Source organism: Chitinophaga sp. CF118 (genome assembly GCF_900112615.1).
Taxonomy (GTDB): domain Bacteria; phylum Bacteroidota; class Bacteroidia; order Chitinophagales; family Chitinophagaceae; genus Chitinophaga.
The window spans coordinates 1,519,274-1,544,886 of sequence record NZ_FOMK01000001.1 but is presented as its reverse complement, the minus strand read 5'-3'; the positions used below and the strand labels follow the sequence as shown (position 1 = coordinate 1,544,886).

The 25,613-nt window shown below is 41.9% G+C and carries 17 protein-coding genes and 1 tRNA gene; 5 read left to right on the top strand and 13 right to left on the bottom strand.

Going from position 1 to position 25,613, the window contains the following annotated elements; translation table 11 throughout:
• Window positions 1-106: 106 nt before the first annotated feature.
• Together BM176_RS05980 and BM176_RS05975 are read right to left on the bottom strand one after the other, a co-directional pair.
• Window positions 107-5,590 carry an alpha-2-macroglobulin family protein gene (locus BM176_RS05980; protein WP_255373446.1) on the bottom strand — a complete coding sequence of 1,828 codons (5,484 nt, stop codon included), beginning with the start codon at window positions 5,588-5,590 and terminating at the stop codon, window positions 107-109.
• Window positions 5,591-5,730: 140 nt separating this feature from the next.
• Complete coding sequence (locus tag BM176_RS05975; RefSeq protein ID WP_090100572.1) at window positions 5,731-7,233, bottom strand: ATP-binding cassette domain-containing protein; 1,503 nt, start codon at window positions 7,231-7,233, stop codon at window positions 5,731-5,733.
• A 91-nt stretch (window positions 7,234-7,324) separates the two neighbouring features.
• On the opposite strand from BM176_RS05975, the gene BM176_RS05970 reads away from it, so the two are divergent.
• Window positions 7,325-7,774: a GNAT family N-acetyltransferase gene (locus BM176_RS05970; RefSeq protein ID WP_177230311.1), complete on the top strand. Its 450-nt coding sequence runs from the start codon at window positions 7,325-7,327 to the stop codon at window positions 7,772-7,774.
• A 94-nt stretch (window positions 7,775-7,868) separates the two neighbouring features.
• On the opposite strand, the gene BM176_RS05965 is transcribed toward BM176_RS05970, so the two are convergent.
• The 4 genes from BM176_RS05965 to fabF form a co-directional block, all read right to left on the bottom strand.
• A complete protein-coding gene (locus tag BM176_RS05965) occupies window positions 7,869-8,678 on the bottom strand; it encodes a DUF6048 family protein (RefSeq protein WP_090100567.1) in 810 nt (269 codons plus the stop codon).
• Window positions 8,638-9,120: a DUF6452 family protein gene (locus tag BM176_RS05960; RefSeq protein ID WP_090100565.1), complete on the bottom strand. Its 483-nt coding sequence runs from the start codon at window positions 9,118-9,120 to the stop codon at window positions 8,638-8,640. Before BM176_RS05960 ends, BM176_RS05965 begins: the two co-directional genes overlap by 41 nt.
• Window positions 9,121-9,303: 183 nt before the next feature.
• Complete coding sequence (gene uvrA, locus BM176_RS05955) at window positions 9,304-12,180, bottom strand: excinuclease ABC subunit UvrA (RefSeq protein WP_090100563.1); 2,877 nt, start codon at window positions 12,178-12,180, stop codon at window positions 9,304-9,306.
• Between the two features lie 196 nt (window positions 12,181-12,376).
• Window positions 12,377-13,639: a beta-ketoacyl-ACP synthase II gene (gene fabF / locus BM176_RS05950; protein WP_090100561.1), complete on the bottom strand. Its 1,263-nt coding sequence runs from the start codon at window positions 13,637-13,639 to the stop codon at window positions 12,377-12,379.
• Window positions 13,640-14,085: 446 nt separating this feature from the next.
• Between fabF and BM176_RS05945 the strand changes: the two genes are divergently transcribed.
• Window positions 14,086-14,174: transfer RNA gene (locus BM176_RS05945), tRNA-Ser, on the top strand.
• Between the two features lie 247 nt (window positions 14,175-14,421).
• Here BM176_RS05945 and BM176_RS05940 read toward each other — a convergent pair.
• The 3 genes from BM176_RS05940 to BM176_RS05930 all read right to left on the bottom strand — a co-directional run bounded on the left by BM176_RS05940 (window position 14,422) and on the right by BM176_RS05930 (window position 18,653).
• Complete coding sequence (locus BM176_RS05940) at window positions 14,422-15,123, bottom strand: hypothetical protein (protein ID WP_090100559.1); 702 nt, start codon at window positions 15,121-15,123, stop codon at window positions 14,422-14,424.
• A 608-nt stretch (window positions 15,124-15,731) separates the two neighbouring features.
• Entirely contained in the window at window positions 15,732-16,649 is a 918-nt protein-coding gene (locus BM176_RS05935) for a hypothetical protein (RefSeq protein ID WP_090100557.1), read from the bottom strand.
• Window positions 16,650-17,204: 555 nt separating this feature from the next.
• Complete coding sequence (locus BM176_RS05930) at window positions 17,205-18,653, bottom strand: ATP-binding protein (RefSeq protein ID WP_090100555.1); 1,449 nt, start codon at window positions 18,651-18,653, stop codon at window positions 17,205-17,207.
• A 749-nt stretch (window positions 18,654-19,402) separates the two neighbouring features.
• Here BM176_RS05930 and BM176_RS05925 point away from each other — a divergent pair.
• On the top strand, window positions 19,403-19,750 hold the full coding sequence (locus BM176_RS05925; protein WP_090100553.1) for a hypothetical protein: 348 nt from the start codon (window positions 19,403-19,405) through the stop codon (window positions 19,748-19,750).
• A 774-nt stretch (window positions 19,751-20,524) separates the two neighbouring features.
• On the opposite strand, the gene BM176_RS05915 is transcribed toward BM176_RS05925, so the two are convergent.
• Complete coding sequence (locus tag BM176_RS05915; RefSeq protein WP_143097728.1) at window positions 20,525-21,385, bottom strand: hypothetical protein; 861 nt, start codon at window positions 21,383-21,385, stop codon at window positions 20,525-20,527.
• A 320-nt stretch (window positions 21,386-21,705) separates the two neighbouring features.
• On the bottom strand, window positions 21,706-22,575 hold the full coding sequence (locus tag BM176_RS05905) for a hypothetical protein (RefSeq protein ID WP_090100544.1): 870 nt from the start codon (window positions 22,573-22,575) through the stop codon (window positions 21,706-21,708).
• Between the two features lie 114 nt (window positions 22,576-22,689).
• On the opposite strand from BM176_RS05905, the gene BM176_RS05900 reads away from it, so the two are divergent.
• Entirely contained in the window at window positions 22,690-22,875 is a 186-nt protein-coding gene (locus tag BM176_RS05900; RefSeq protein WP_090100542.1) for a hypothetical protein, read from the top strand.
• A gap of 200 nt (window positions 22,876-23,075) precedes the next feature.
• Here BM176_RS05900 and BM176_RS05895 read toward each other — a convergent pair whose 3' ends face one another.
• Complete coding sequence (locus BM176_RS05895) at window positions 23,076-23,888, bottom strand: SDR family oxidoreductase (protein ID WP_090100540.1); 813 nt, start codon at window positions 23,886-23,888, stop codon at window positions 23,076-23,078.
• Between the two features lie 69 nt (window positions 23,889-23,957).
• Window positions 23,958-24,356: a GlcG/HbpS family heme-binding protein gene (locus BM176_RS05890; RefSeq protein WP_090100538.1), complete on the bottom strand. Its 399-nt coding sequence runs from the start codon at window positions 24,354-24,356 to the stop codon at window positions 23,958-23,960.
• A gap of 149 nt (window positions 24,357-24,505) precedes the next feature.
• Here BM176_RS05890 and BM176_RS05885 point away from each other — a divergent pair, with 149 nt between their 5' ends.
• Complete coding sequence (locus BM176_RS05885; protein ID WP_090100536.1) at window positions 24,506-25,423, top strand: AraC family transcriptional regulator; 918 nt, start codon at window positions 24,506-24,508, stop codon at window positions 25,421-25,423.
• The last annotated feature ends 190 nt before the right edge of the window (window positions 25,424-25,613 follow it).

Here is a 25,613-nt window from a genome sequence, read left to right as displayed (position 1 = left end):
ATTTCAATTCACTTATCTGGAAGGAATGTCAGGATAGTATTTACTGACCAAATACAATCCATAAAAAAAATGCCCTGTATGAATAACATACAGGGCATTTAGAATATTATTTCACTACTTCAATCCATTTGCCTGGAAGGAATGCCTGTATGGTATTATCATACATTGCTTCACAGCTAACGGCTGGCAGATAATAACGACCCAGATAAGCCGCATTCAGCAGCACATTATAGGTCCGTGTTTTATTTTCTTCGATATTAAAGTAAGTATATACTCTGTCATCACGTACATCAATATACGTTAATGGAGAGGTTTGGAAGGTACTATCATTACCCATCAGGCGGGTATTGATAATTTCCCATCCGCTCGGGAAGATCTGCGAGAGAGCCATCTGTTCATAATAACCGCGCTTACCCGGGTTGTGGATAGTAACTGTCGCCATGAAATCCGATCCCTGGCGCATAGTAGCAGGATCCAGTTGTTTACCATCACGGGTACTGTATCGTACCTGTATATCCAGTACCTCAGGATTGTTCGGGATATTTGGCTCCTGGCCTGCATCCGGACGTCCCTGTAATATCAGGCGTGTATACAATACATTCTGTCCTTTGTTCTGGATGCTGATAGTGCCTTCTGCACTAACAGGGATCTGTGTTACGTAAGCATTGTTACTAACAGTACTGCTTTTACCATTTAATGTATAGCTGAAGTTCAGCTTACCGTTTTTATTATTACCGCAGTATTTAGCAATAGCAATCAGTGCATAAGCTGTGGTTTGTGTGCTGTACCAGTTTTCCTGTGCAAGGTTTGCCGCAATCTGTTTAACCAGTTCATCGGCGCGGCTGCGCAGCCCCAGCAAAGTAACTGTTTCAAGGATCATCGCCTTATCGCGCAAGTCTGAGCCGAATGTACCGCTCAGTTGTTTGTAAGGTTTGATATCTGCATTTAAGCCTTTTACCAGGCTATTAGCAACCTCCGGCTGACCGGATAATTTATAGGCAGATGCCAGTCGCCATTTCGCAGCTTCAGAAAGATATTTGAATTCTTTCAGACGGTTCATAGCTCCTAGTTCCGGTACTTTAGCCAGTGCCAGCAAGTACACGCGATAAGCCTGTGTAAGGTCGCCACCATAAAAGTTAGTAGTAGAAGGCGCCCAGGTAGTAGCTTTGTTACGCTGATATTTCTTCCATTGGTCCAGCATGCCGGCAGGTAGTACATATCCTTTCGCCTGCGCTTCCAGGAGGAAGTGGCCTGCGTAGTTGGTACCCCATTCGTCCGCCTGTCCTTCTCCCGGCCAGTAGCTTAAGCCGCCGTCGGAAGTCTGGAATCCTTTTAAGCGGTTGATTCCCGCTTTGATGTTACGGTCTATGTTTGCGAGTTCGCTTTCTTTAAGATCTGCCAGCTGGTTTAGTGCTAACTGAGGGAATACGCTGGAAGTGGTTTGCTCCACACAGCCATGCGGATATTCTATCAGGTAGTTCAGGCGTTTGGCAAGATTCATGGCAGGGATGCTGGAAACTTCCAGTACTCCTTTGTTTGTTCCCGCCATACCGGCAGGTTTGTAACCAGCGCTCCAGCTTTGGCCAGCCTGTAATGTAGCTTCCTGTACGGTGGTGATTACCGGGTTAGGATTACGTACTTCCAGTTCAGTTTGTTCTTCTGCTTTTGCCGCACCACTGGTAGCGGTAACTTTCACTTTAGCCACACCCACTTGTGGTTTTACCCGTACATCGAAGTATACGATCTGTTCGCCCGGTTGGGAGAAGGTAACGGTTTTTGTGTTTTCTCCCACTACTTCAAGCAGTGCGTTGGTGCTTAGTGTTACTCTGGCAGATTTGATATTGTTTTCCAGTCCGAATACGGTCACCGGCATTTGTATTGTTTCTGACGGACCTAATACACGTGGTAGTGTGGTGAGCAGCATCAGAGGTTTTTTTACAGCCACTGCTTTCTCAGCCGAACCGTATGCACCATCCTGACCTGCCACTACCATCGCTTTTACGGAGCCGATGTAAGGAGGCAGTTTGAACTGGTGTGTTTGTTTCTGTCCGCTTTTCAGATAGAATGGTCCCATGAAAAGTACTACAGGCTTAAAGCGGTTGGCTTTAGCGGTACTTGCATTTCTGTTTAGTCCTTCATCACCTCCGATACTTAAGATACGTTCCATATCTCCACCATATGCACCGATTACAAAATCGAACAGATCCCAGGTTTTTACGCCAAGAGCTTCACGTGCATAGAAAGATCCATGAGGGTCTGGTGTTTTAAAGCGGGTTAGATCCAGTAAGCCTTCATCCACCAGTGCGATGGTGTAGGTCATGGATTTACCTTTCGCCTCAGATATGGTGATGTTGGCATTCTGTTCAGGTTCCAGTTTATCCTGCATGGAAATTACCGGCTGCAGCACAGTATTAGCGTCATCAATAGAAATTGGAATAACGCCATACATGCGTATAGGCAGATCGTTTAGTGTTTGAGCATGTGGTTGCAGCAGGCTCACGTTCACGTATATATTAGGAGCCATTTCCTTCTCTACCTTGAACGAGAAGGTGGTTTGCCCTTTCTTTGTATTAACCCAGTAAGACTTCAGTACTTTGCTACCTGATTCAATGCTGATCAGTCCGCGGCCACCTTCACTGCTTGGGATGGTAAGTTTCACATCTTCACCAACATTGTACTTTGTTTTATCTGATGTAAATACCAGCATTGCAGCTTCTGCAGGGTTCTCTTTCTGCACTCTCTCTGCCCATCCAGGGTAATCTATATATACAGACTGACCGCTGGTATGACCGCTTTTCAGGTCTTTCACCCGTACCAGGTATCTTCCCCAATCAGGAGAATTGATCTGGAGATCCCAGCTACCTTTACCATTTTGCAGGGAGATGGTTTCTTTCTTCAGCAGTTGGTTGTAACTATCCTGTGTGAAGTTGCTGAATTCATTATCACTATTATCATCCCACCACCAGCGCCAGCGTATTTTATACAATTCCACCTGTACATCGCTGCTGCCACGTACCAGGTTTCCATTATCATCCACGTTCACAATGCTGATAGTATGAGCTTTATCTGTAAGCAGCATACCTGTCATGCGGTCGCCTTCCGGCATGCGTATCCCTGCATAAGTTGCAAAAGGATTGTACGGCATGGAGAAGTGGTCGATACTGAAATCACCACCTGGTTCAAATACTTTGATCTCAAAGTTTGCTTTAAGCTGTCCCGGTGCCAGTTTATCTAATGGCAGATTCACTTTTACAGGAGCTGTACCATTATCTCCCAGACTTCCTTCGAAGATGGTTTTATCTTCTGCTTCGAAGTGAGTGATCGGATCATCGAAATGATACTCTTTGAATTTTTGAAAGCTGGTAGTCTGTTGACTTAATGATACATCTACTTTTGCTTTCAGGTTCTGTGCGGTAGCTCCAAACAACCATTGTGCACTCAATGTACCATCGGAAGCATCACTCTTAGATAAAGTGGTGCGGGTGCCGAAATCAAGTTTCACTTTCAGCCTGTTTGGCTTAACGGTTTCTATGCGCAGGTTTTTGGTAAATACAGCACCACCAACTTTCACTTTCGCGGTCCAGTTACCTGTCAGATCGTCTGCGGAAGTTGTTGTTGTAAAGCTGTAGAAACCATTTAATGATTGTAGTGCGTTTACGTGTTTGTATAACTGTCCTTTAGGATTGTAGAGCTCCAGAGTAACAGGGTGGTTGGGCGGTAATTTCTGTTGTTTATCTTCCAGAATGAAGGTCAGGAACAGGGTATCACCGGGGCGCCATACGCCGCGTTCACCATATAAAAATCCTTTGATACCGTTCTGTACTTCTTCTCCTTTTACATCAAAACGGCCGAGTGGCAAAGAGTTACCATCGTCCAGTTTGAGGTAGCCTCTTTCATCATCTTTTTTAGCAATGAGGATATAAGGTTTACGTTTCAGATCAAAAGTAGCGAGTCCATCACCATCACTTTTGGTTTTGTAGATTACCTGGTTCTGATAATCGAGCAGTTCCAGTTCCACGCCCATTAATGGTTTGGTATCACGTATATCGGTTACTGCTATCAGCATGCTATTGTCGTTACCACGCTTGGCAGTAAGGCCGATATTAGAAGCGATCACGTTGCGGGATGCCCATTTGTCTTTATTATAGTAAGAGTTGGAGCAGGCATCGTCGCGGCTCTCCCATGAATAGCCGTAAGGATAGTAGCTATCGTAGCGTTGCCAGAATCCATCGTCTTCATCTATTTTATCACCATAATAACTTCCTTCATAGTATTCATCTTCACTTTCACCCTCGCTGCTGCCGGAAGTTTCTTCTTTATCTTTTGCCACACAGGTGAGCAAGGAATATGATTTACGGAAGCCGATGGTTACCCGATAAATAGCGCCTGGTTCTGTACGCAACAGTTTATCCATGTCGAGGAAGAAGCGGTTGTTTTTGTGCAGGTTCAGGGATTTATCGGTATCCAGACGGATCGTTTTTTCCACTACAGGTCTACCTACACGACGCAGTTCCTGGCTACCGTCCAGGTTATTGCTTTGCAGGTATTGTGGAATATTGTTTTCGTATATTTTGATGATAGTAACGTCTACTGCATTCAGATTCACGGCTTCGAAAGGCATTACCAGCTTATTGCTTTCCGGTAAGATCACTCCTTTACCAGGAATGCTGACAGCAGGCAGGGTGTTTTCGAAATTAACGTTGCCGGAGAAGGTATCATCCAGGCGTTTATCATAGATATTGATAACCCCTTCATTTACCACTATGGTATAATTACCCAGCAGACGGGTGGGCGCAAACACTTTTACTTCACTACCTTCTATGATATAACGAAGATCACTGATACCGCTGATGCCGATAAGACCATCCAGGTTCTGTGCCATGCTTATGGGATCGGAGAACTGTACCAGGAGGTATTGTTCAGGATCGGAAACAGGCACTATGTTAAGTACTTTGAACTCTGAGATAGCAGGAACTTCTATTGTTTTCTTGCCGGCCAGATCTACTTTTAACGGTTTGCCATCCCAGCTTAGTTCCAGTGAACGGGCGCTGTTTCCCCGTATCAGGTTATCGATGGTGAATTTGGACGTTCTGTCTGCTGCATTATGCTGCCATGTGATGGGCATTGACTTTCCTTCGTAAGAAGCAGTCAGCACTTTTTCAATCAGTTGAGGATCTTCTATGTCGGCAGTCGTAATCTCTCCGGAAAGGACCATTTTATTCAGCGAGGTATTGCCTGCTGATTTGAGTCCATTATCTTCCAGAGCATAAGCAGGCTTCATCACTTTGAATTCGAAGTCGAACTCTTTGAGGTCGTCTTCTACTTTCATGACTTTGCCTAACCGGAAGGTAGCTGTATAGGTTTTTTCCGGTGTCAGGTTGGCATCGGGACGAAACTCTATGGTAGTAGCATCTATCCAGTATGCTTTCCCTTTAATGTCCGGGCTAAAATCAAAAATGTTCTCATCAACAGGTTCGTTCTGTGTATGAGTAACATTCGCGTTCCCGGTCAGTTGTACACGGATAGTACTCTGTTTGGAAATAACGCCGGCAGTATAGGCTTCTATGTATTTGGCCAGACCCGGGTTCATAACTTTTTTGGTATGTCTGCATGCCGTAATCCACGACATTAATAACAGACAACCGGCGAAAATGACAATTCTTTTGGGATGCATGAGGTTTCTTGAATGCTGTTTAGAAAGAATAAAGGTAGCTTAAATACAGTAAAATCCTAATGTATAGACTTTCCCTTTTCCAGTTTAAGGATTTTAGTAACGGCAGAAGGAATTTCTTCCTGGTAGTGTGTTACGAAAATAAGGGTCAGGTCCATTATGCTGCACAGTGTATCAATAACTTGTTTAAAATGTTCCTTCTGTTGAGCGTCCAGTCCCTGACAGGGTTCATCAAAGATGAGCAGGGGTGGTTCTTTTACCAGCGCGCGGGCCAGCAGGGTAAGGCGTTGTACGCTTTCGGGTACACCCTTAAAAGGCTGTTTCATATGGTCAGCAATGCCCAGGATATCCATCCAACTGGCAGCATGCTGCAGTTGTTCCGGAGTACCGGCACGGTTACTGCCAATAATATCATAGAATCCAGACACCACTACCTGGAGGCAATTGCTGCCTGCCTGGAAATACTGGTGTAGCTCCGGAGACACAAATCCTATTTTCCGTTTGATATCCCAGATGCTTTCCCCACTACCTCTTTTGCGGTCAAACAGGAACAGCTGGTTTGCATATGCCTGTGGATTATCGCCGGTAATAAGACTTAGCAGGGTAGATTTTCCGGCCCCGTTATGACCCAGTAATGCCCATTTTTCATTGGGTTTCACTATCCAGTTAACATCATCCAATATCAAATGTTCACCATACTGGACTTTAACATGTTCCATACGGATGATAGTATCGAACTGGGGGACCACAGGTTTTACCAGCGCTCTCAGCTTTTCTTCATCTATATGAGCGTTTTGGGTAACGATTGCCGGTACAGGCAGTTTCAGATATTCTTCCCGTGTGTACTTTCCTGTTATCCGGCCGGCATCCAGGGTAAGTACGTGGGTGATATTTTCCGGGATTTCGGTAGGAGAAGTCACTAATATAACGGTGGTGCCATTGGCAATGATCTTATTCACCATTTCGCTGAAATCTTTACGGGCCTGTATATCCAGACCGGAAAAGGGATTATCGAGCATCAGCAATAATGGCTTTTGCAAGAGCGCTTTTGCAATCATTACACGACGGGTTTCACCATTGGATAGCTTAATCAGTTCTTTATCCAGCAGTGGTGTAATATGCAGTGGTTGTAATAGCGGCGTATCTTCCGGGGTAGCAGTTGTTTCACCATACAGGTATTCCCGTACAGTGGGTGCATCAGAGGAATCCATGCTGTTAAAGCGCTGCTGATAGTAGAAATCGGTAGTGGTATTAGATCTGTTCTTAAAAGTATGGTGATGCCCTACCTGTGCTATTACATCACGATAGCTGAAGTAAGGATCTGTTATATTATGATGCTGACGGTAAGCATCGTAATAATGATGATGAATACCTCCGTTGATTACATTGAACTTACCGGTGATAGTATTGAGCAGGGCTGTTTTTCCCGATCCCCCCGGACCAGTAATGGCCCAATGTTCTCCGGTATTAACTGACCAGTCCAGACCGGAAAATAATGTTTTATCCAGGTAGCGGACAGTAATATGTTCTAATGAGAGGAAGGTAACGGCATGGGTAATCATGATCAGTTTCTCTAATTTTGCTAAGTCCCGACTATTGTTACAAATATTGTCGCTAAATTATTATTAATTGCGTGGATTCATACTATAAATTATGCAGTGGATTGTTAAAACGTTTGAAGAACTGACTACAGGTGAATTGTATGCATTGCTGCGCTTGCGCAGTGAGGTATTTGTTGTAGAGCAGGCTTGTGTTTTCCTGGATATGGATAATGCAGATCAAAAGGGAATACATGTGCTGGGATATGATGAAGAACAGGAGCTGGTAGCGTATACCCGGTTATTCGAACCGGGTATTAAGTTTGATATGGCTTCTATAGGCAGGGTAGTAACGTCGAAGAAGGTACGTGGCACGGGAGCTGGAAGAGAGCTGATGGAGCAGTCTATCAGGATGCTGGAAGCACGGTTTGGAAAAGTTCCGATTAAGATCGGAGCCCAGCAATATCTGCAGAAATTCTATTCATCGCTGGGTTTTATACAAAGCAGTGAGATGTATCTGGAAGACAATATCCCGCATATTGAAATGATCCGGGACTCTGTATGAGAAATACGGGCTGCAATCCAACTACTCTGTATCTAAAATAGATAGATCTGGCAGAGGGGGGAAAGGTGCTCCCTCTTTCAGAGATTCCTTTGTTTTACTTTTTAGCCGGCCCTTTAGGTACAGGTATTTTAATTTTATATAGCGGGAAATAATATGAGACGGTATATGTCATGTCAAATTGCGACTTTTTGGTCCCACTCCCGAAGCCGGGTATTACTATTGGCGGGAATTCCTTGCTCGCGCTGTTGCTAACCATAATCTTCTCCCTGACACCCCATCCCAGGAAAAAATTCTTCAATACTTCCACTCTTAGTCCAAACACCAGTTCTATCCAATGAGCAGAGACGCTTGTTTTAGGATAAGTTCCATTTAAGTTACTATCCCAATAAGAACTGTGGATATTATAAGCCGGCACTTCGTAGGTGTTATGGGCAAAGCCATAACGGATCCCACCGTATACCATATTCTTTTCGCCAGCTTCTCTTTTTTTGAGGAAGTCGTAATCCACACCAACGGTTACAAATGCGCCGCTACCTTTATAGGTGTAGTTGGTATCGCTGTGGGAGGTTCTGTTAAAGCCGGTTTCCAGTGCAGCAAACAGTCTTTTATTCAGTTGGGCATCTGCCTGTATTGTAATATCTGTTCTGTATGGCTGGAAGAATTTTAACGCGAAGCGGCTGATATCCAGTCCTATACGCAATCCTCCGCTGGTAGTAGTATAACTACTGTCTTTTACAGGCAGTGGTTTAGCGACCAGTTTATGGGTGGTATCTCTTGCAGGTGCAACCTTACGGGCAATAGTATCAGCAGCCGGTTTACGGATGCTGTCTTTTACCTGTGCCTGTGTGGTAATAGCCGACAGACTAATAAGGAAAGATAAAGAATAGAGAAAGGTGCGTATCATTCGAACTGTTTACTTCCTTGTTGTTAATATGGATGGAGTCGATGGTATGATGTGTGGATATTACTGTATCCAGTGTGAAAAATGTAGCGAAACCACAACCAGCCGATACAAAATTCGGTTTCCTGGTATAAAGGAATGTAAGGGTATCTGCGACTTTAGTAGAATCCAGTTTGAGATAAAAACTGGAGGTATCTGACAGTGGTGACAATGATACAAATACGCTTGACCGGAGTGCATTACTGAGTATGGTATCTTTATTCAGCGCCATCAGTGTCACTTTGGGCCAGGCGGTATCTTTAACAAGGAAGCCATCAAGGGTATCCTTTTTAAAGTTGATCCCCAGATCCGCGATGAGCGTCTGGTCGCAGGTTTTAGTTTCATCTTCACAGGCTGCAAACACTGACAGCAGTAGTATTGCAATGATTCCGGAAATATATTTCATGCTTGAATATTAATCATTTACGGGCATCGGATGGTCCGTTTTCCGGGCAAAGGTAATCAAACAAGATGTGAGTAACTCCTTGTACTATATTTTTGATATAACCGGGGGTGTATTATGGCTCCCATCAGATCCCCAAATTAAACGAGCCTGTATCTGATTTCTGATACAGGCCCGGCTAAAATATTAAGATTCCAGTTCTTTTTTCAGGAATCGTGCAGTATGACTATCCTTGCATTCGCTTACCTCTTCTGGTGTGCCGCTGCAAAGGATGGTACCGCCACCACCACCGCCTTCTGGTCCGAGATCAATAATATGGTCTGCCATTTTGATCACATCCAGGTTATGTTCTATCACCAGGACTGTATTTCCGCGATCTACCAGTTTATTCAGTACGTTCAGGAGCAGCTGGATATCCTGGAAGTGTAAACCGGTAGTAGGTTCATCCAATATATAGATCGTTTTACCGGTATCCTTCTTTGATAGTTCTGTAGCCAGTTTCACACGTTGTGCCTCACCACCGGAGAGGGTCACGGCTGATTGTCCCAGGGTAATATATCCCAGTCCAACATCCTGCAGGGTTTTCACTTTCCGGTAGATATAATTTACCGGTTGGAAGAATTCCACAGCATCATCAACGGTCATATCCAGTACATCGGATATGGATTTGCCTTTGTAGCGAATCTCCAGAGTTTCCCTGTTATAACGTCGTCCATTACATTTTTCGCATTTCACGTATACATCCGGGAGGAAGTTCATTTCAATCACCCGCATACCACCACCTTCACATACTTCACAGCGGCCACTTTTCACGTTGAAGGAGAAACGTCCTGCAGCATAACCTCTTATTTTGGCTTCCGGTATCTGGGAAAAGAGGGTACGGATATCTGTAAAGAATCCGCAGTAGGTAGCCGGGTTACTACGGGGAGTACGGCCGATTGGTGACTGATCTATCTCAATTACCTTATCTAAATTTTCCAGGCCTTTGATGCTTTTGTAGGGCATCGGTACCATTTTGGAATCATAAGCATGTTTGCTAAGAATGGGGTACAGTGTTTCATTGATCAGGGTGGACTTTCCGCTACCTGAAACGCCTGTAACGCAGATGAAAGTTCCCAGCGGGAGTTTCACGTTCACATTTTTCAGGTTGTTGCCAGTAGCTCCTTTCAGCTCCAGGAATTTCCCGTTGCCTTTGCGTCTTTCTGCCGGCACAGGGGTTACGAGTGAGCCATTCAGGTATCCCGCAGTTGGTGTTTTCAGCTTGAGGATTTGTGCCGGAGTACCTTGAGCAATGATTTGTCCGCCATGTACGCCTGCACCGGGGCCTACATCTACCAGATGGTCTGCATGCAGCATGATATCTTTATCATGTTCCACTACTATCACGGTATTGCCCATTTCTTTCAAATTACGGAGAGCCTCAATCAGCTGCATATTATCGCGCTGATGGAGTCCGATGCTTGGCTCATCCAGGATGTAGGTGATTCCCATCAGTTGGGAGCCTATCTGTGTAGCCAGGCGGATCCGCTGGCTTTCCCCACCGCTCAGGGAGCGGGTAGCACGGTAAAGGGTGAGGTAGTTCAATCCAACATTAAGCAGGAAGCCCAGTCGTTCGCGGATCTCTTTCAGAATATCTTTAGCGATGGTATTCTGTTTTTTATCCAGTCGTTTTTCAACATCTTTAAACCAGGCAAGGAGTTTATCCAGATCCATTCCTCCCAGTTCAGCGATATTTTTTTCATCCACCTTAAAATAGAGGCTTTCTTTTTTAAGACGGGTACCATTACATTCCGGGCAGGTATTCAATTTCATGAAGCCTTCTGCCCAGTTACGTACAGCCTCTGAAGATGTATCATTAAAAAAGCGGCGAACAGTATTGATTACCCCTTCGTATTCTGTAGAATAGGTTGGCTCTCCGTTTTCTTCGAAGGCCATATCCATTTCCAGTTTCCCGTTTTCATCACCAAACAGCAGCAGGTTTAAGGACTTCTGCGGAATGTCTGAAAGTGGAGCTGTGAGGGAGAATTTGTATTTCTTAGCCAGTAGCTGTACCTGTTTAAAAGTGAAGGTATCGCGGGCTTCGCCCAGGGGAGCCAGGCCACCTTCATTGATAGAGCGGGAATAATCGGGGATTACTTCCTCCATATCTATCTGGTAAATGGTACCCAGCCCTTTACAGCGGGGGCAGGCACCATAGGGAGAGTTGAATGAGAAGGTGTTGGGAGATGGTTCCTCATAAGAGATACCGGTATCCTCGCACATCAGTTGTTTACTGTACTGACTTATCTTGTTGGTATCATTATCCATGATAAAGAGCAGTCCTTTCCCCATCTGCAGTGCTTTCTGAACACTCTGGCTGATCCTTGTCCGCGCATCATCCAGTACTTGTATTCTGTCTACCACCAGTTCTATATCATGGATTTTGTAGCGGTCTACCTGCATGCGTTCTTTCAGGTCGATAATTTCGCCGTTCACTCTTACTTTCAGGTAGCCCTGTTTACGGAGTTGCTCGAATAGTTCCCGGTAGTGGCCTTTACGTCCACGGATGAGTGGAGCGAGAATCACCAGTTTCTTTTTCGGGAAGTTTTTAAACACGTGGTCCAGGATCTCTTCTTCAGAGAAGCGGGTCATGCGTTTATTGGTATTGTAGGAATATGCCTGACCCACGCGTGCATATAGCAGGCGGAGGAAATCATATATTTCCGTGATGGTACCTACAGTAGAGCGGGGATTTTTGTTGGTTGTTTTCTGCTCGATGGAAATAACTGGTGACAGGCCAGTGATCTTGTCAACATCAGGTCGCTCCATGTCGCCGATAAACTGGCGGGCATATGCAGAAAAGCTTTCCATATAGCGTCTTTGTCCTTCTGCATAAATGGTATCGAAAGCCAGTGATGATTTACCGCTTCCGCTGATGCCGGTAATGACAACCAATTTATTTTTAGGTAACTGCAGATCCAGGTTCTTAAGGTTATGTACCCGGGCGCCAAACACTTCTATATGATCATCTGCCGGTATCTGCGCAGCTTCCGGCGTAGTTACATTCTCTTTCTTCTTTGCCATATTAGTAGTAAAAAGCCGTGTATATCAGGAGTATAACACGGACTAATTTAGACTACTAAACTACACCATAATTGGCGAGTACTAAAATTTTTAGTGAAGAGTATTGCGTTTAATACTTAAAATACCTGATCATCAGTTAGTAATAAAAAAGCGGATCACTCCAGTGATCCGCTTTCAGATATATTATCAACTTCTATTAAGCCTGAAATTTCTTGAATATTACGATAGCATTGTGACCACCGAAGCCAAAGGTGTTACTCATTGCTACGTTTACAGTACGTTCCTGAGCCTTACCGAGTGTCAGGTTCAGATTTGTAGGTATACCTTCTCCCAGTGCACCGGTGTTGATGGTTGGAGGGATGATATCATGCTGGGTAGCTTTGATACAGGTAATAGCTTCTATAGCACCAGCAGCACCGAGCAGGTGACCTGTCATGGATTTAGTAGCACTGATGTTGACTTCGGTTACATAATCGCCGAATACGCCGGTGATACCTTTCAGTTCGCTTACATCACCCAGTGGGGTAGATGTAGCGTGGGCGTTGATATAGTCAACATTTTCAGGCTTCAGTTCTGCATCTTCCAGAGCTCTCTGCATACCAAGGCGGGCGCCGAGGCCTTCCGGATGAGTAGCGGTGAGGTGGTAAGCATCAGCGGTCATAGCACCACCCACCATTTCTGCATAGATGGTAGCACCTCTTTTCACGGCATGTTCGTATTCTTCCAGGATGATAGCGCCAGCGCCTTCGCCCATTACGAAACCATCACGGGATATGTCGAAAGGACGGGAAGCTTTGGTAGGATCATCATTGCGGGTAGATAATGCTTTGAGAGCATTGAAACCTGCGATACCTGCACGGGTGATAGGAGCCTCGGAGCCACCGGCTACGATAGCATTGGCTTTACCCAGGCGGATAAAGTTAAAAGCATCTACCAGGGCGCTACTGGAGGAAGCGCATGCAGATACGGTACAATAGTTAACCCCCATGAAACCGTATTTCATTGATATCTGTCCTGCGGCGATATCGGAAATCAGTTTGGGAATAAAGAAAGGATTGAATTTAGGAACGAAGTTGGCATTTGCAAACTCGATGATCTGATCTTCGAAGGTTTGCATACCGCCGTTACCGGAAGCCCAGATAACGCCTACCATGGTTTTATCCACACCTTCCAGGTGTAGTCCTGCATTTTCCACAGCCTCCTGAGCAGCCACCATTGCATATTGGGTGAACATGTCCATTTTACGGGCTTCTTTCTTTTCCATGAATTTTTCTATATCAAAACCCTTCAGCTCGCAGGCAAACTTGGTTTTAAATTCCGTGATATCGAAACGAGTAATTGGGCCGGCACCACTGGTGCCTGTCTTCAGATTATTCCAGAAAGTGTTTACATCATTTCCGATAGGCGTTAAGGCCCCAAGCCCGGTAACCACAACCCTTTTTAATGTAACAGTGCGCATATTGCTTTGACTTTAAAATCGAAAGTTAGAGCGCAAATTTAGTCACTTATTCTTATGATTACGCATATTCATAAGAATTATGTGTTATATAAATTTCCGGGGCTGTATGAATGTATTATTATAGAGGTTATAGGCGGGATTTTATCAGGATTAATTTTTTTTCATGTGTTATTCTTCTCGCGGTAATCGATCTGCAGTATTTATAAGGGATATAACAACTTCATTTACAGTATATTCGTTCTGTATTGTCCTGTTATGGTTATATAAGGGATGGTCCCGTTTTGATGTCTGTAGTCTTTGGTGTAAACAGGGGGTAGTTAGAACATTGTTAAATGCTCTCATTACAGGTAAATTAGGTTAATTGATTTCGAAGGATTTTTAAATACATGAAATTGCTTTTGGATAATTCCAAATAATTACTATTTTTGCAACCCCGAAAGGGACGGGGAGAGATGCCTGAGTGGCCGAAAGGAACGGTTTGCTAAACCGTCGTACGGGTTAAACTGTACCGAGGGTTCGAATCCCTCTCTCTCCGCAAGCTGGAAAGGACAAATTATCGAAAGATGGTTTGTCCTTTTTTCATTAGAGTTTGTTGCCCATAGGTTTGCGATCAGCTCAAAAATGAAATTTCCCCTTTAAATGCACTATCCGGAAGTACAAACCGCGATTTATAAAAGAGCCGGTCTATTTTTTCGATCTTTCCTGTTGTCGGCTTCCCTATAAGATTCACAGAACAGCAGATTGTAACTGCATTAAAGAAACAGGAAGCAGGAAACATTCAATTAATTGGACTTGCGAGAAGACAATTTAACCAATTTCTCAACATATTTTTTCCAATCTGCCTCATTTCGCCAGATCCATCGCTCTTTTTTTACCCAACCGTGGGGCGGAGGTATTGTATCTAATGGATGAAATTTCCCGTTGGTAAATTTCGATACCACCATTTCTTTATTTAATCTAATGTCCTGATCAGTCATCTTCTTCAGGTCTGCCATGTGAACTATTTTAATCTCATTATATTTAATCACCTTAAGCCAAAATTCCCCGCCAAACCAAGGAGCAAGATAACTACGTGAAACGTTATTTATATACTGAGCTACAATCGTGTCTCCGTCAATCTTATAAGCTCCCCAATATGAACCGATGTAAAATTCATCTCCGATACCATTTCTTGCAATGGCCATTAAACAACTATCAACATCAGGTGGAAAAGGCTGACGAAAGAAGAAGCTATATACAAACGAACCATCTTCATAAAAAAGCATCTGCACAAAAAAGCTATCCAATTTCCCAGTTCTATTATTCTTCAAAAATTCTCCTCGCTCCCAAAATTGGTAATAACCATCAATATTTAAGAGGCTTCTAATGTTTGTGTTTTTCCCTTCGAGCTTATTGGTAAACCGTTCTCTTATATCTTTAGATATTGGTTTGTATGAGCATGCAAAAAACAAGTTCAATACTATTATAACTACTGCAATTTTCATTACTTCAAATAAGTTGAGTATTAGAATAAAGAATACGGATTGTAATATCCGGAATGGCTGTATGGCCCTTGGTTAAACTGACTATAATCTACATAATAATTTTGATTGCCAAACGTAAATATTCTTGATTGATGAATGCCATTCTGTTGCACGTCCTGAAATTTCCAATGGCTGTAACCAAATCTCGAAACATTTGAACCATTTCTGTAACCAATCCACAAAGGACTCGAGTAAACCCCATAAACGGAAGGTGGGAAATTCGGTGGGTTTTAACCGGGTAGCACAAATACGATCCTGGTTAGGTTTAAATCATCCAGCGGAGTTATGATCTTTAGTAAATCTTTCTTTGAAATAGCCATTTTGTTCGAACTTGATCCCCATCACCGACATAAAAATCTTTTCACAATAACGTTTGAATCTTTGTCAAATACTCATTATAGGAATCTACAATATTACTAAGATCTCCTGTAAACCGGTTCGAAAGTTGTAACCTACAGCCCGCAAGCTTTAAGCCTCCAAGTCGAAAGATTTGGAGGCTTTTTGTATTTGAGGATGGCACTTCTACTGTTTATATTGAAATTAACGTCAATGCCTTCATTTTGAAGAGATCAATCTAAATAGTAGCCGATCTTTCTCTCTATTGACGATTTTAATGTCCCATCTGCTTTATAAGTGATCCTCTTGATCCAATTACCGGTTTTGTCATACTTATATTCACACTGGTATGATCTCTTCATATCTACTCCTGCACTATCTTTTACTATACATTCAAGTTCATTTCCGAAAGTATCATATTTATAGAGGATCTCCCTCATGTTCTCGTAACCGGCATTTATTTTAGATTCAATCAAGCGGTTGTTTTTGTCATATACACTCAGCCTCGTTCCTGAGAGCTCACCGAACCGGTTATATTCTGTTTCTCTTGTAGTATCTCCACTGTACAGCCACTCTGTCCTTCTTTTAAGTTTTGTTTCATCATCGTTGTAATAGTTCTCCGAGGTGCGCCGGCCCCGCGAATCGTATGTATACCTGTAGGTAGAGGTTGAGCCGGGAGGCGTCAAACCAACCCGACTTTTAACAAAACTAAGGCCTGGGCCATAGGTACGTTGGTCCCTGTATTTCAGGTTCCCGGAGCTACCGTAATTAGAAAAGTCAATCATGTTGCCCTGTTCGTCGAACACATAAGTAACTTTGTAATCCAGGGTGCTATCTTCATTATAGGCAATTATTTCAGTATTGTTACCAGCTTCATCATATTGGTATACATTCCTGCCCTGAAAGCTTTCATGCTCGAGGAAAGTGGTTAACTCAGTACAATTACCTGCGGCATTAAATTTATAATATCGCTTTGTAACATAGTAAGTTAGTTCGGAATCAGGAACGTATTGCTTGTAGTTAAATTCTAGAATAGATCTTACATTGCCCTTCAGATTATACGTTTTCCGGTTATTCTGGTAAGCTTTATTAGGCTGTGCATTTACCATATTAGCGAGAACAATAAACAGGAAAAGTAAAGGTTTTCTCATGGTGTGCAAAATAATAAAAGCCCTCTGATTTTCATCACAAGGCTTTTAATTCAGGTATCCTTCTTACTTCGAAACAAGCGTTGTCACACTTGAAGGAGCAAGGCTAATCCCAAAACTTCCTCCGGAAACACTAAAGCTATTGGCTGCCAGGTTTGGGCTGCTGATTGTTACATAGCGGTTAAAGCCTGTAAGAGTAACATAGAATAGAAAAGTGCCGTCATCCTGCGATTCGCTATACTATCCCCTTTGCTAACTGATATATCCGGTCCAAATCCCGGGCAAATTGGTTCGATAATTGTCCCTCGCAGCCCGCAGATATTAAAAGCCTTTAAGTCCTTGGATTTAAGGGCTTTTTTGCTTGTATTTTATTGTTGGTTAATTATCAACTATTTGCAAGTTCGAAATACTTCTTTTTACTTATCTCTTCATAGCAATATTCTTTACTTTCTCTCCATTAGCTATGTATTTTAGGATTTCCCAATGAAATAGTAACTAACTAAATATCAATCAATTGTGTTTGTAAAGGTCAAATTAGGATATTCCAATGAAATAAGCTCAAGCCCAGTAAGGAATATATGAGGCGAACTTTTTTGATATATTGTCTGGATCAGACGGTTTAATAAAACCTGCATCAATTGTATCAGCAATAATTTTAGAAGCAAACGATACATTGTTTTTATTAATATTGAATCTCTTTCGTACCGACTGATTATTCACTGCTTCATTGTTGACATAATGCAAACAGGTATGTTGATAACAAGCTCTAATCCTGTCTTCATTATTCATTTTTGTTAAAGGTAAAGGTGCATATATAATGACCCGTGTATACTCATCTCCTCTGATAAATTTAGGTGCTGGAAGTTGAAATTCTTCAATTACCTCAATTGCTCTATCCACACCGCTACCTCGTTCCTCACAGATATTCAGGCGACGCATAAGTGATGCAAGTGTCTCGTTTCTTGACTTTGGAGCAGAATCAATAAACCGGTTGGTATCTACTAATGGTGTACCTGGATTGGTTATTTCAATTCTGTCCTTAAATACTTCAACCATTACACCTGCGCCGGTAATAGATAATTCCTGGTGAATAATTGCATTTGCTACAAACTCCCGAATAGCTATGTCAGGATATATTTTCAATCGCTGCCGCAAAGCCGCTTCTATTACTTCATTTGTAGGTAATTGATCCATAATATAACTAATCATACCTTCAAATCCAGTAGCATATCCCTTTAAAATCCCCTCCTCTTTGATAGCATTTACACGACTGTTATCCTTGTATATAATTACCCGAACAATTTTCCGCTGCAAAGATTTAAAGACATTTAAATCTTTTGCAAAGAGAATGGCGCCCAGGTTAGTAATATCCCAATTAACTCCTGCTTTTTTAAGCAATCCATCATCAGTTAATGATTCGAGAATGCCTTGCTTAGTATCTGGTAATCGTTTATCAAGCAGCGTGAAATACCGGTCGTAATCCAGCATCCTCAATACTTCATCGCTATGAATATGAGATGCAGCAATGTTGTTTTCATATTCCAATCCAGTAGAAGCGGCAATTAGATGTTTAACTTCTTGTCGAGAAAGTTTTACCGTTTGACCTGCCGAACGTTTATAGCTTTCATATATATCCTTGCCTCGTATATGAACAGGCTTATCCTGATACTCTGGTATATGAACAAATAACACCGGAATTTCATCGTAGCATGTTACTATATGGTCTATACCTATTGGTTGGGCCAGGTTGTTACGAGCAATGTTTCCAATTTTTTGAATGATAATGTCCATCGTTTCCTTGCGCAAATTAACAGACTGACCGTTGTTGTCAATACCAAACGCAAGAAATCCGCCTCCCGGATAATTAGCAAAGGCTGAAATATGTTGTGCAAGCCGATTACCATTATCTGAAATATCAGTTTTCCAATCAAGCTCATTTAATTCTATCGGAATCGGTTTTAAGCTTTTACTTAATAATTGTATTGCGGTATCTTTCCAACTATTCATTCCTCATGTTTTAATTCTACTCCTCACATGAGTTTTTCGATCATGAGAATAAAATGAGTATATGTTTATCCAAACAATACTCACACATACTATCACTTTTCATTAAACTATTAAATGGAGGAGTTTCAAGACTTATACTTACCCGATATGAAATTATTGCATTGCAAGATGATTAACAAATCTAACCACAGGAAAAACTATTTCATAAAATACTGAATATCAAATTGGTTATCTGTAATTCAGTTCAAACTTTGGCATATTTTTTCTACTTGATGGTTTTCATCAATCCATTTGAGTTAGGCATAGCGCAATTTTGTTATTGCGGTATGAATCATGATAATTGCTTACTTGAACAACGAGGGCGATTACATTGATTTTTCGCCCTCGATAGATGAGCGAGGGTAATTTTTACCTTCGTTTATAATTTAACCAATAGCACAACAAACGAATACGGTACAATCGCGAACAGCAATTTTAATAATTAATTTTACTAAGGAATATGTGAATATGAGATAAATCATCCATAAACTGGTTCGAAAGTTGTCCCTCACACCCCGCAGAAATTAAATGGGAAGAATTTAGCTTGATAATGCTGATTCTTCCCATTTTTGTTTTGTTAAACCTGATTGTTTGTTAACATTAAATCGTGCTCAGGTATGAAAGATCTAATAGTAACTGTTTGACATGTGCTATATCTGGCTACAAAATTGTAATTTCAATAATGTCAATAGTTCATAAATCATTGTAATATGCCAAATCCAAAAAGAAGGGCAGCAATAAGGAATCAGTCTTTTAATAGCAAAAAAGTTAAGGTTGCAATACCAGTACATGGGGGGAGGAAGTATGCAACCTTGAGTGAGGTAGAAGATAGGAATGACCGGAGTTTTCTGGCCAATATTGCAAAAAACGCTGCTGTCAATGCTATTAATGAGAATAAAGCAATGAATATTCCTGTAACAGTAACCGAAGATGGTTGGATCGTAAAGAAATATGTTGATGGAACTGTTATAAGAGTTGCCCCAATAGAAAGGAGAGTTGCAGTCCAGAGAAGAATTTTGTTAACGAAAGGAACGGTTCTGCATGTCAAGCCCCGTTAGAAAAAGAATGCGCGTTTTTGCCGGCTCTAATGGCTCGGGAAAGAGTACTATAATCAAGGAAATTCGGAAGTTTGTAACAACAGGATCATATATCAATGCCGATGATATAGAGAAATCTTTCAGAGAAAGAGGATTTGTTAACCTGGCTGATTTGCAAAATATTATATTATTTCTAGATGCTCTTTACAAGAGCCAATTACATAAAATAAAGGCAACAGTTATATATAATTTTTTTTAATTAAACGTATTTCAGGAGGTAATGATCTATTAAATAAGTGTGCTCATAAGCTACTCTCAAATTGGCAAATTTGTTCCAAATTCGTCTTAAACAGGTTCGAAACTTGGCCCTCTTCGCCCGCTAAAAAACAAGAAAGCCTGCGCTAGCGCAGGCTGGTTGGGCCAGGTTGTTACGAGCAATGTTTCCAATTTTTTGAATGTATGCCGTAAAATCGTGAGAACGCACCATGCCCGTCAGTGTCGCTTTTGCTTCCTTAGTTAAAGCTATTGTAACATACTGCTATAGTAGCTTTATCCATGCTTTATCCATGGCATTAGGTTGGACCTGTACCGGAGTTGAAGAGTAAGAGAGGTATTGCTGTTAATAAGCAACTATGATGAGATCTTTTCAGGGTATAAAGATAAAAATCATTGTCAATTTACTGTACCTGTACCTGTTTTAAGCGGTAAAAGTTGGTAACAGACATAGCAAAACCAATAGAAGCATACTTCGATCACATAAGGGTCTATTTTTTTATTGAGCAAAATGGGGTTATACTATCCCGCCGGCAGGGAATTACAGTGAACAGGTATTATTATCAAAGCAGGTCTTGCAGGAGCAACATATGGCATCCAGAAGTGGGGCGCTTTATTCCGGTACCTCTTTTTCTGTTCTTTGGGTGGTTCCACCGGTGCTAATACGGCAATTACATCCAGCGCACACCCTTTCTTGTTTTGAGATGCATGCAGCTGACCATTCACCTCATAAAAAGATTGTATTTCCAGTATGATCAGTGTAGGGTCTCTGCGGTTAACATTCAGCGTAACAGGAGTGAATTTCTCCCCACGTTTGATCACAGCGGTATTACTTTCCAGTTGACGGGTAGTTCCCTTTGCGAAATTAACTGAGAGGGCTATTGCCTTTATGGTTATATGCGTTGTGTTACGTAATACATGACTGCTTTTGCTGAAAGTACCGGGCAATGAGATACTGATATCACCACTATCATTTTTTTCAATTACAGGGGTGCTTTTTGAAAGTTGCTGAATGTTGGCGGCACCATTGAACTGGAAATGCTGCAGGGATTGCAGATTGTTTGCCATGAAAACCCGCTGACCGGAAGGGTGATTTACATCGGCACGTAAGATCTCTGCCATCTTTTTATTCAAACGGGAATGAAGCCTGTTATCATAACAAAGCCGGGTGTATTCCTTAAGAGCACTGCGAATTTGCCTGCTGCTTTTACTGGCAGTACCAAAATCTGCGGAGGCCGTTTTTGTGGCGGATGTTTGCGTCACCATTTCGGGAGCCTGGCGGATAAAGTATTGCTTCCGGTTTTTTCTGTCTTTCCGGTAGTAGTAAATATCATTCCCCATTCTCCCTGATAGATGAGGGTAACCACTTTTTTGACGAGGCATAAAAACTTACTTCTTTGCCATATTAAGTTACTGAAATTCCGGATTTTCAACAAATGGATCAACATGCTGTAGGAAGTCCTATTACACCACCTTGTAATAAAGTTCTATAATTTGTCATGTCGTTGTGATCCATTTAGGAAAGAACTGATTTTCAATAAATCTACAACAAACTGGTTCGAAAGTTGTCCCTTCTCTCCGCTAAATAATTGAAGTTTTCAGATCATATCTGAAGGCTTCTCTGTTTGAGACCGTTTTGCCCGGTCTTGTCTTTAATGATTTTGACTCTAACAGGCTTTGTTTTCTAATAGATAGTAGAAAAGTTACTCCCAATAGGTAATTGTTCTTATCAGTTTCGTTTTATCATCATCATCTTTCGTCAACCAGTTACCGGCTTTATCATTGTGGTAATCATGAAGAACAATTTTCGGTTCATCGTATAAATAAACATGTTCTTCCTTCACGAGGTCATTATTAGCATCGTAATAGTATTTCACATAGGCAGACGTCGTCTGGCAACCCCAAACAATGTCGTTAGTGAGAAAGATTGTATTACCGAGTTTATCCTTTTGTTCGAATCGCTTTTGAATGGTATCTCCTTTATGAAAGAATAGGTAAATCGCAGTACTGTCTGTGGTAATGGATTCTGATTTCTTTTTAAAGCCATCCTCGCCCAGGTTATATTCTCCTTTTTTAATCTTCCCATCCGCATAATAATCATAGACGGTTTTATTAACGTCTATGCCCATGGAATTGAAGATTTCTTCTACAAGCCTGTCGAGGGTATCATAGCGGTATCTGTTGCTCCTTTCAAATGAAGTATCACGTACTAAAAGTCCTTTGGCATTATAAAAGAATTGATTTGGTGTTTGTAGATTTCCGTTAAAGGTTTCATTAATGGTTTTGATCCCATTTATCGTATCATACTCATACTTACAAAGGAAAGTGTCAATGTCACCGTTTGACTGGATCCTAATTCTATCTTTCCGGGTAAGGAATCCCATTTCGTTGTATTCACAGGTGAGGATACTCGTCCATTTTCCGTTTTTATATTCATTCTCGATGACTTGTTTGGGTCTTCCTCTTAGTTGGTCCTCTTTCCAGTCGTTTTTAATATGGAGCAGAAAGTTCTCTTTGTGTTCGGAAGTTGAGCAGGCACAGAATAATAATAGAATGATTACTAACTGTTTCATAGTTTAAATGTTGTTTACAGGATATAGGCAGGGCAAAATTAGAAGAATTATTAAATATTTTAATATAGCCGTGGATGAATCAATTAATTAGACTAAGGCCCGAATATTTTATTAATGATATCTGTAGCACTGGTTAATGGAGGAAGTGCCGTATTGTATGGATGGCCTTCCGGTATGCCTGATATAGACAAAGACCTGCTGAAGCAAAGAAAAATAAAATTTGCACATGATGCGCTCAATGACTACCCGCAGCTCATGCGGATATGGAATCACGAAAAACAACAGGCAGTATCATTCTGAAACCTGAACTCCCAGCTTGATTATTTGGTGGAATACTCGTAAAACAGTTCATAGTCCAATCTTACTGAAAACGTTCCACAATGCATTTTTAAAGAAAGAAGGGCTACTATATCTAAAAGACATAGTAGCCCCTGAAACTGTTTATGTTTAATGAACTGCCGTATGCTAAACGGCACGTACGGTGGAGTGAGAGGATAAAACTATATGGTATTGTCCCACGCTTTTAGCTGATGTTCCTTGAGCATGTCTTCTACAAATTTTGGTACCACGTTTCTGAACTTGCCTGTATCGGCAGGAACTATCTGGATCATCGCATCAATCATTTCCGTAGGGTCCAGGCGGCCCTGGGGTGTTCCCAGCAGGCTGTCAAAAACTTCCCGCATTTCGGCACGTTTGGTGAAATTCTTACTGTCATCGAGCCAGCGGAATGGGTTGTCTGCCATTGTTTCATTGTATCCGGTAAGATAGGCGCCAGGGTTAATGGTCTGTATCTGTATGCCATACTTTTGGGTAACTTCATTTTGCAAGGCTTCTGCTATTGCTTCCAACGCATGTTTGGTAGATACATAAATGCCATAACCGGGAGGTGTGAACAGGCCACCCATAGATGAAGTGAACACGATTTTTCCTTTGCGTTCCTCACGGATGAATTTCGCTATGAATTGCTGTGCCAGGGACAGTGGTGCAAACACATTGGTTTCAAAATTTCTGCGAACCAGGTCTACAGGGATTTCAAAGGTTGGTCCGGCTTCGCCTATGCCGGCATTGCTAAAGAGGATGTCAATGTCCCAGGTAAGGGCATACTTTACATCGTAAGGATCGAGCAGGTCGAGGCGTTCTACACGCAGGTTATCCTGCAAACCAAGCACCTCCGCTTTTTTGCGCAGTGCGGTTACCTGTGGAGAAATCTGTACGCCAGCAATTACTTTGTGTCCCAGTTTGGCAAGACCGATTGCTGCTCCTTCGCCGAATCCGGAACCTGCTCCGGTAATCAAAATTTTTTTAGTTTCCATTGTAGTAAGATTTTAGATATTGATAAATGCTGGTTGAAAATCAACTGTATGGTTGATGATTAATATTAATTAATTGAATAAAGATGCACCTGCCGTTGCTATTGCCAGATCCTCAGTTATAGCTCCGCCCGATACACCAATATATCCGATGATGTCATTTCCTTTGTTGATGGGAAGACCGCCAGCAAAGCCAATAAGTCCTCCGTTGGTGTTTACCATGCCATAAGTGCCGGCTTCCGGTTTTAGAAACTCTCCCACTGCTTCGCTGCTCATCCTGAACAGACTCGCAGTTTTTGCTTTTTTCAGTGCCAGCTCCATAGTACCTAAAAACGCATTGTCCATCCGCTCAAATACCTTTAGGTGTCCTGCAGCGTCCAAAACAGCAATGTTTACCTTTACATTAAGCTGTACCGCTTTGGCTTTAGCCAGTTGAATCACTTGTTGTGCTTCGTTTAAATTGATTTCCATAACATTTTATTTTTAAGTTATTTGTTGTTGTATCATTTTGATAATGCAAAACTATATCAGAGGAGGGCGCAACTTTATAGGAGGGGAAAACCTGTTTTTATGAAAATCAAACCTTGTTTTTTATATTTTGTGAATCTAAACACTGATTTATGAAAAAGGGAAAGGATAGCATTACGCTGGATATGCTCAGGGACTTCCCTGATCTTACACCCATTCTGCGGGAAGACTTTATGCCGAAGCCTGTAGGGGTTTTTAACAGGCAAATAGAAGATTGCAGGAATTATTTATCGGCAAACCGCAGAGATTTTTATAAAATATTGATGATAACCGGTGGTGATGGTTTTTTTTCACTGGGGCTTAATAAATATTTTATTGATAAACCAACCATCATATTCATCCACCCTAATGATATTATCTCCTGGCAGAAAACAGCGGGAGAGTCTGCTGGTTATTATATCCTTTTCAAAAAGGAGTTCATTAACCAGCAACCTATGTTGAAGGCCACTTTGGAAAGGATAAGCTTATTTACCGATAAATCGAAAAGTGTGATACAGGTGGAGGATCATGTATTGCCGGGCTTCATCCGGCTTTGGGAAAGTATGTATGCCGAGCAGCACAATGCCAGCCAATTGGGCTATGATGCCATACAGGCTTATATGCAGCTGATGATGATTGACAGTGCAAGGATGTCCAATTTTCTTGTTCCGGTATCAGCCAGTGATGAGTATGGCCATGTATATAAGTTTTTTGCCCTTTTGGAAGAAGAGATTTCCAAGGTAAATCATAATGAGCCTATCAATATGAGAACTGTAAAAGAGTTTGCATCCTCAATGGGGCTTCATCCCAACTATCTCAACCGGGTAATGAAAAAACATACTGGCCAGCAGGTGAGTGCACATATAAAAGGCAGGATACTGGATGAATGTAAGGCTTTGCTATTGCAAACAAGCTGGACGCTGGAACAGATCAGTTATTCCATAGGGTTTTCCGATCAGCCCAATTTTAATTTTTTCTTTAAGAAAAATACAGGCATTACACCGAGTGAGTTCAGGAGAATGGCTTTTTAAGATCTTTGCAGGCTAAAAACGGTTGATTCTACCTAACTCCTGAGTGCCGTATCGATAGACGTTCTAGTCATTTTTGACCCATTGGATATGCTCAACTTTCCGAAGAAATCATCTGTTTTTTGCTGTCGTACATTGAATTCTATATCACAATGAGTGTCCCGGAAATGATCGCCCTTTTGTGTATTTTAAT

Coding starts and splice junctions, on each gene's coding strand:
- BM176_RS05890 (WP_090100538.1), bottom strand. CDS start 24,356: ATGGAAATCAATTTAAACGAAGCACAACAAGTGATTCAACTGGCTAAA.
- BM176_RS05975 (WP_090100572.1), bottom strand. CDS start 7,233: ATGATTACCCATGCCGTTACCTTCCTCTCATTAGAACATATTACTGTC.
- fabF (WP_090100561.1), bottom strand. CDS start 13,639: ATGCGCACTGTTACATTAAAAAGGGTTGTGGTTACCGGGCTTGGGGCC.
- BM176_RS05960 (WP_090100565.1), bottom strand. CDS start 9,120: ATGAAATATATTTCCGGAATCATTGCAATACTACTGCTGTCAGTGTTT.
- BM176_RS05980 (WP_255373446.1), bottom strand. CDS start 5,590: ATGAACCCGGGTCTGGCCAAATACATAGAAGCCTATACTGCCGGCGTT.
- BM176_RS05935 (WP_090100557.1), bottom strand. CDS start 16,649: ATGAGAAAACCTTTACTTTTCCTGTTTATTGTTCTCGCTAATATGGTA.
- BM176_RS05895 (WP_090100540.1), bottom strand. CDS start 23,888: ATGGAAACTAAAAAAATTTTGATTACCGGAGCAGGTTCCGGATTCGGC.
- BM176_RS05905 (WP_090100544.1), bottom strand. CDS start 22,575: ATGAAACAGTTAGTAATCATTCTATTATTATTCTGTGCCTGCTCAACT.
- BM176_RS05970 (WP_177230311.1), top strand. CDS start 7,325: ATGCAGTGGATTGTTAAAACGTTTGAAGAACTGACTACAGGTGAATTG.
- BM176_RS05940 (WP_090100559.1), bottom strand. CDS start 15,123: ATGAAAATTGCAGTAGTTATAATAGTATTGAACTTGTTTTTTGCATGC.
- BM176_RS05965 (WP_090100567.1), bottom strand. CDS start 8,678: ATGATACGCACCTTTCTCTATTCTTTATCTTTCCTTATTAGTCTGTCG.
- BM176_RS05915 (WP_143097728.1), bottom strand. CDS start 21,385: ATGCCTCGTCAAAAAAGTGGTTACCCTCATCTATCAGGGAGAATGGGG.
- BM176_RS05925 (WP_090100553.1), top strand. CDS start 19,403: ATGCCAAATCCAAAAAGAAGGGCAGCAATAAGGAATCAGTCTTTTAAT.
- BM176_RS05900 (WP_090100542.1), top strand. CDS start 22,690: ATGATATCTGTAGCACTGGTTAATGGAGGAAGTGCCGTATTGTATGGA.
- uvrA (WP_090100563.1), bottom strand. CDS start 12,180: ATGGCAAAGAAGAAAGAGAATGTAACTACGCCGGAAGCTGCGCAGATA.
- BM176_RS05885 (WP_090100536.1), top strand. CDS start 24,506: ATGAAAAAGGGAAAGGATAGCATTACGCTGGATATGCTCAGGGACTTC.
- BM176_RS05930 (WP_090100555.1), bottom strand. CDS start 18,653: ATGAATAGTTGGAAAGATACCGCAATACAATTATTAAGTAAAAGCTTA.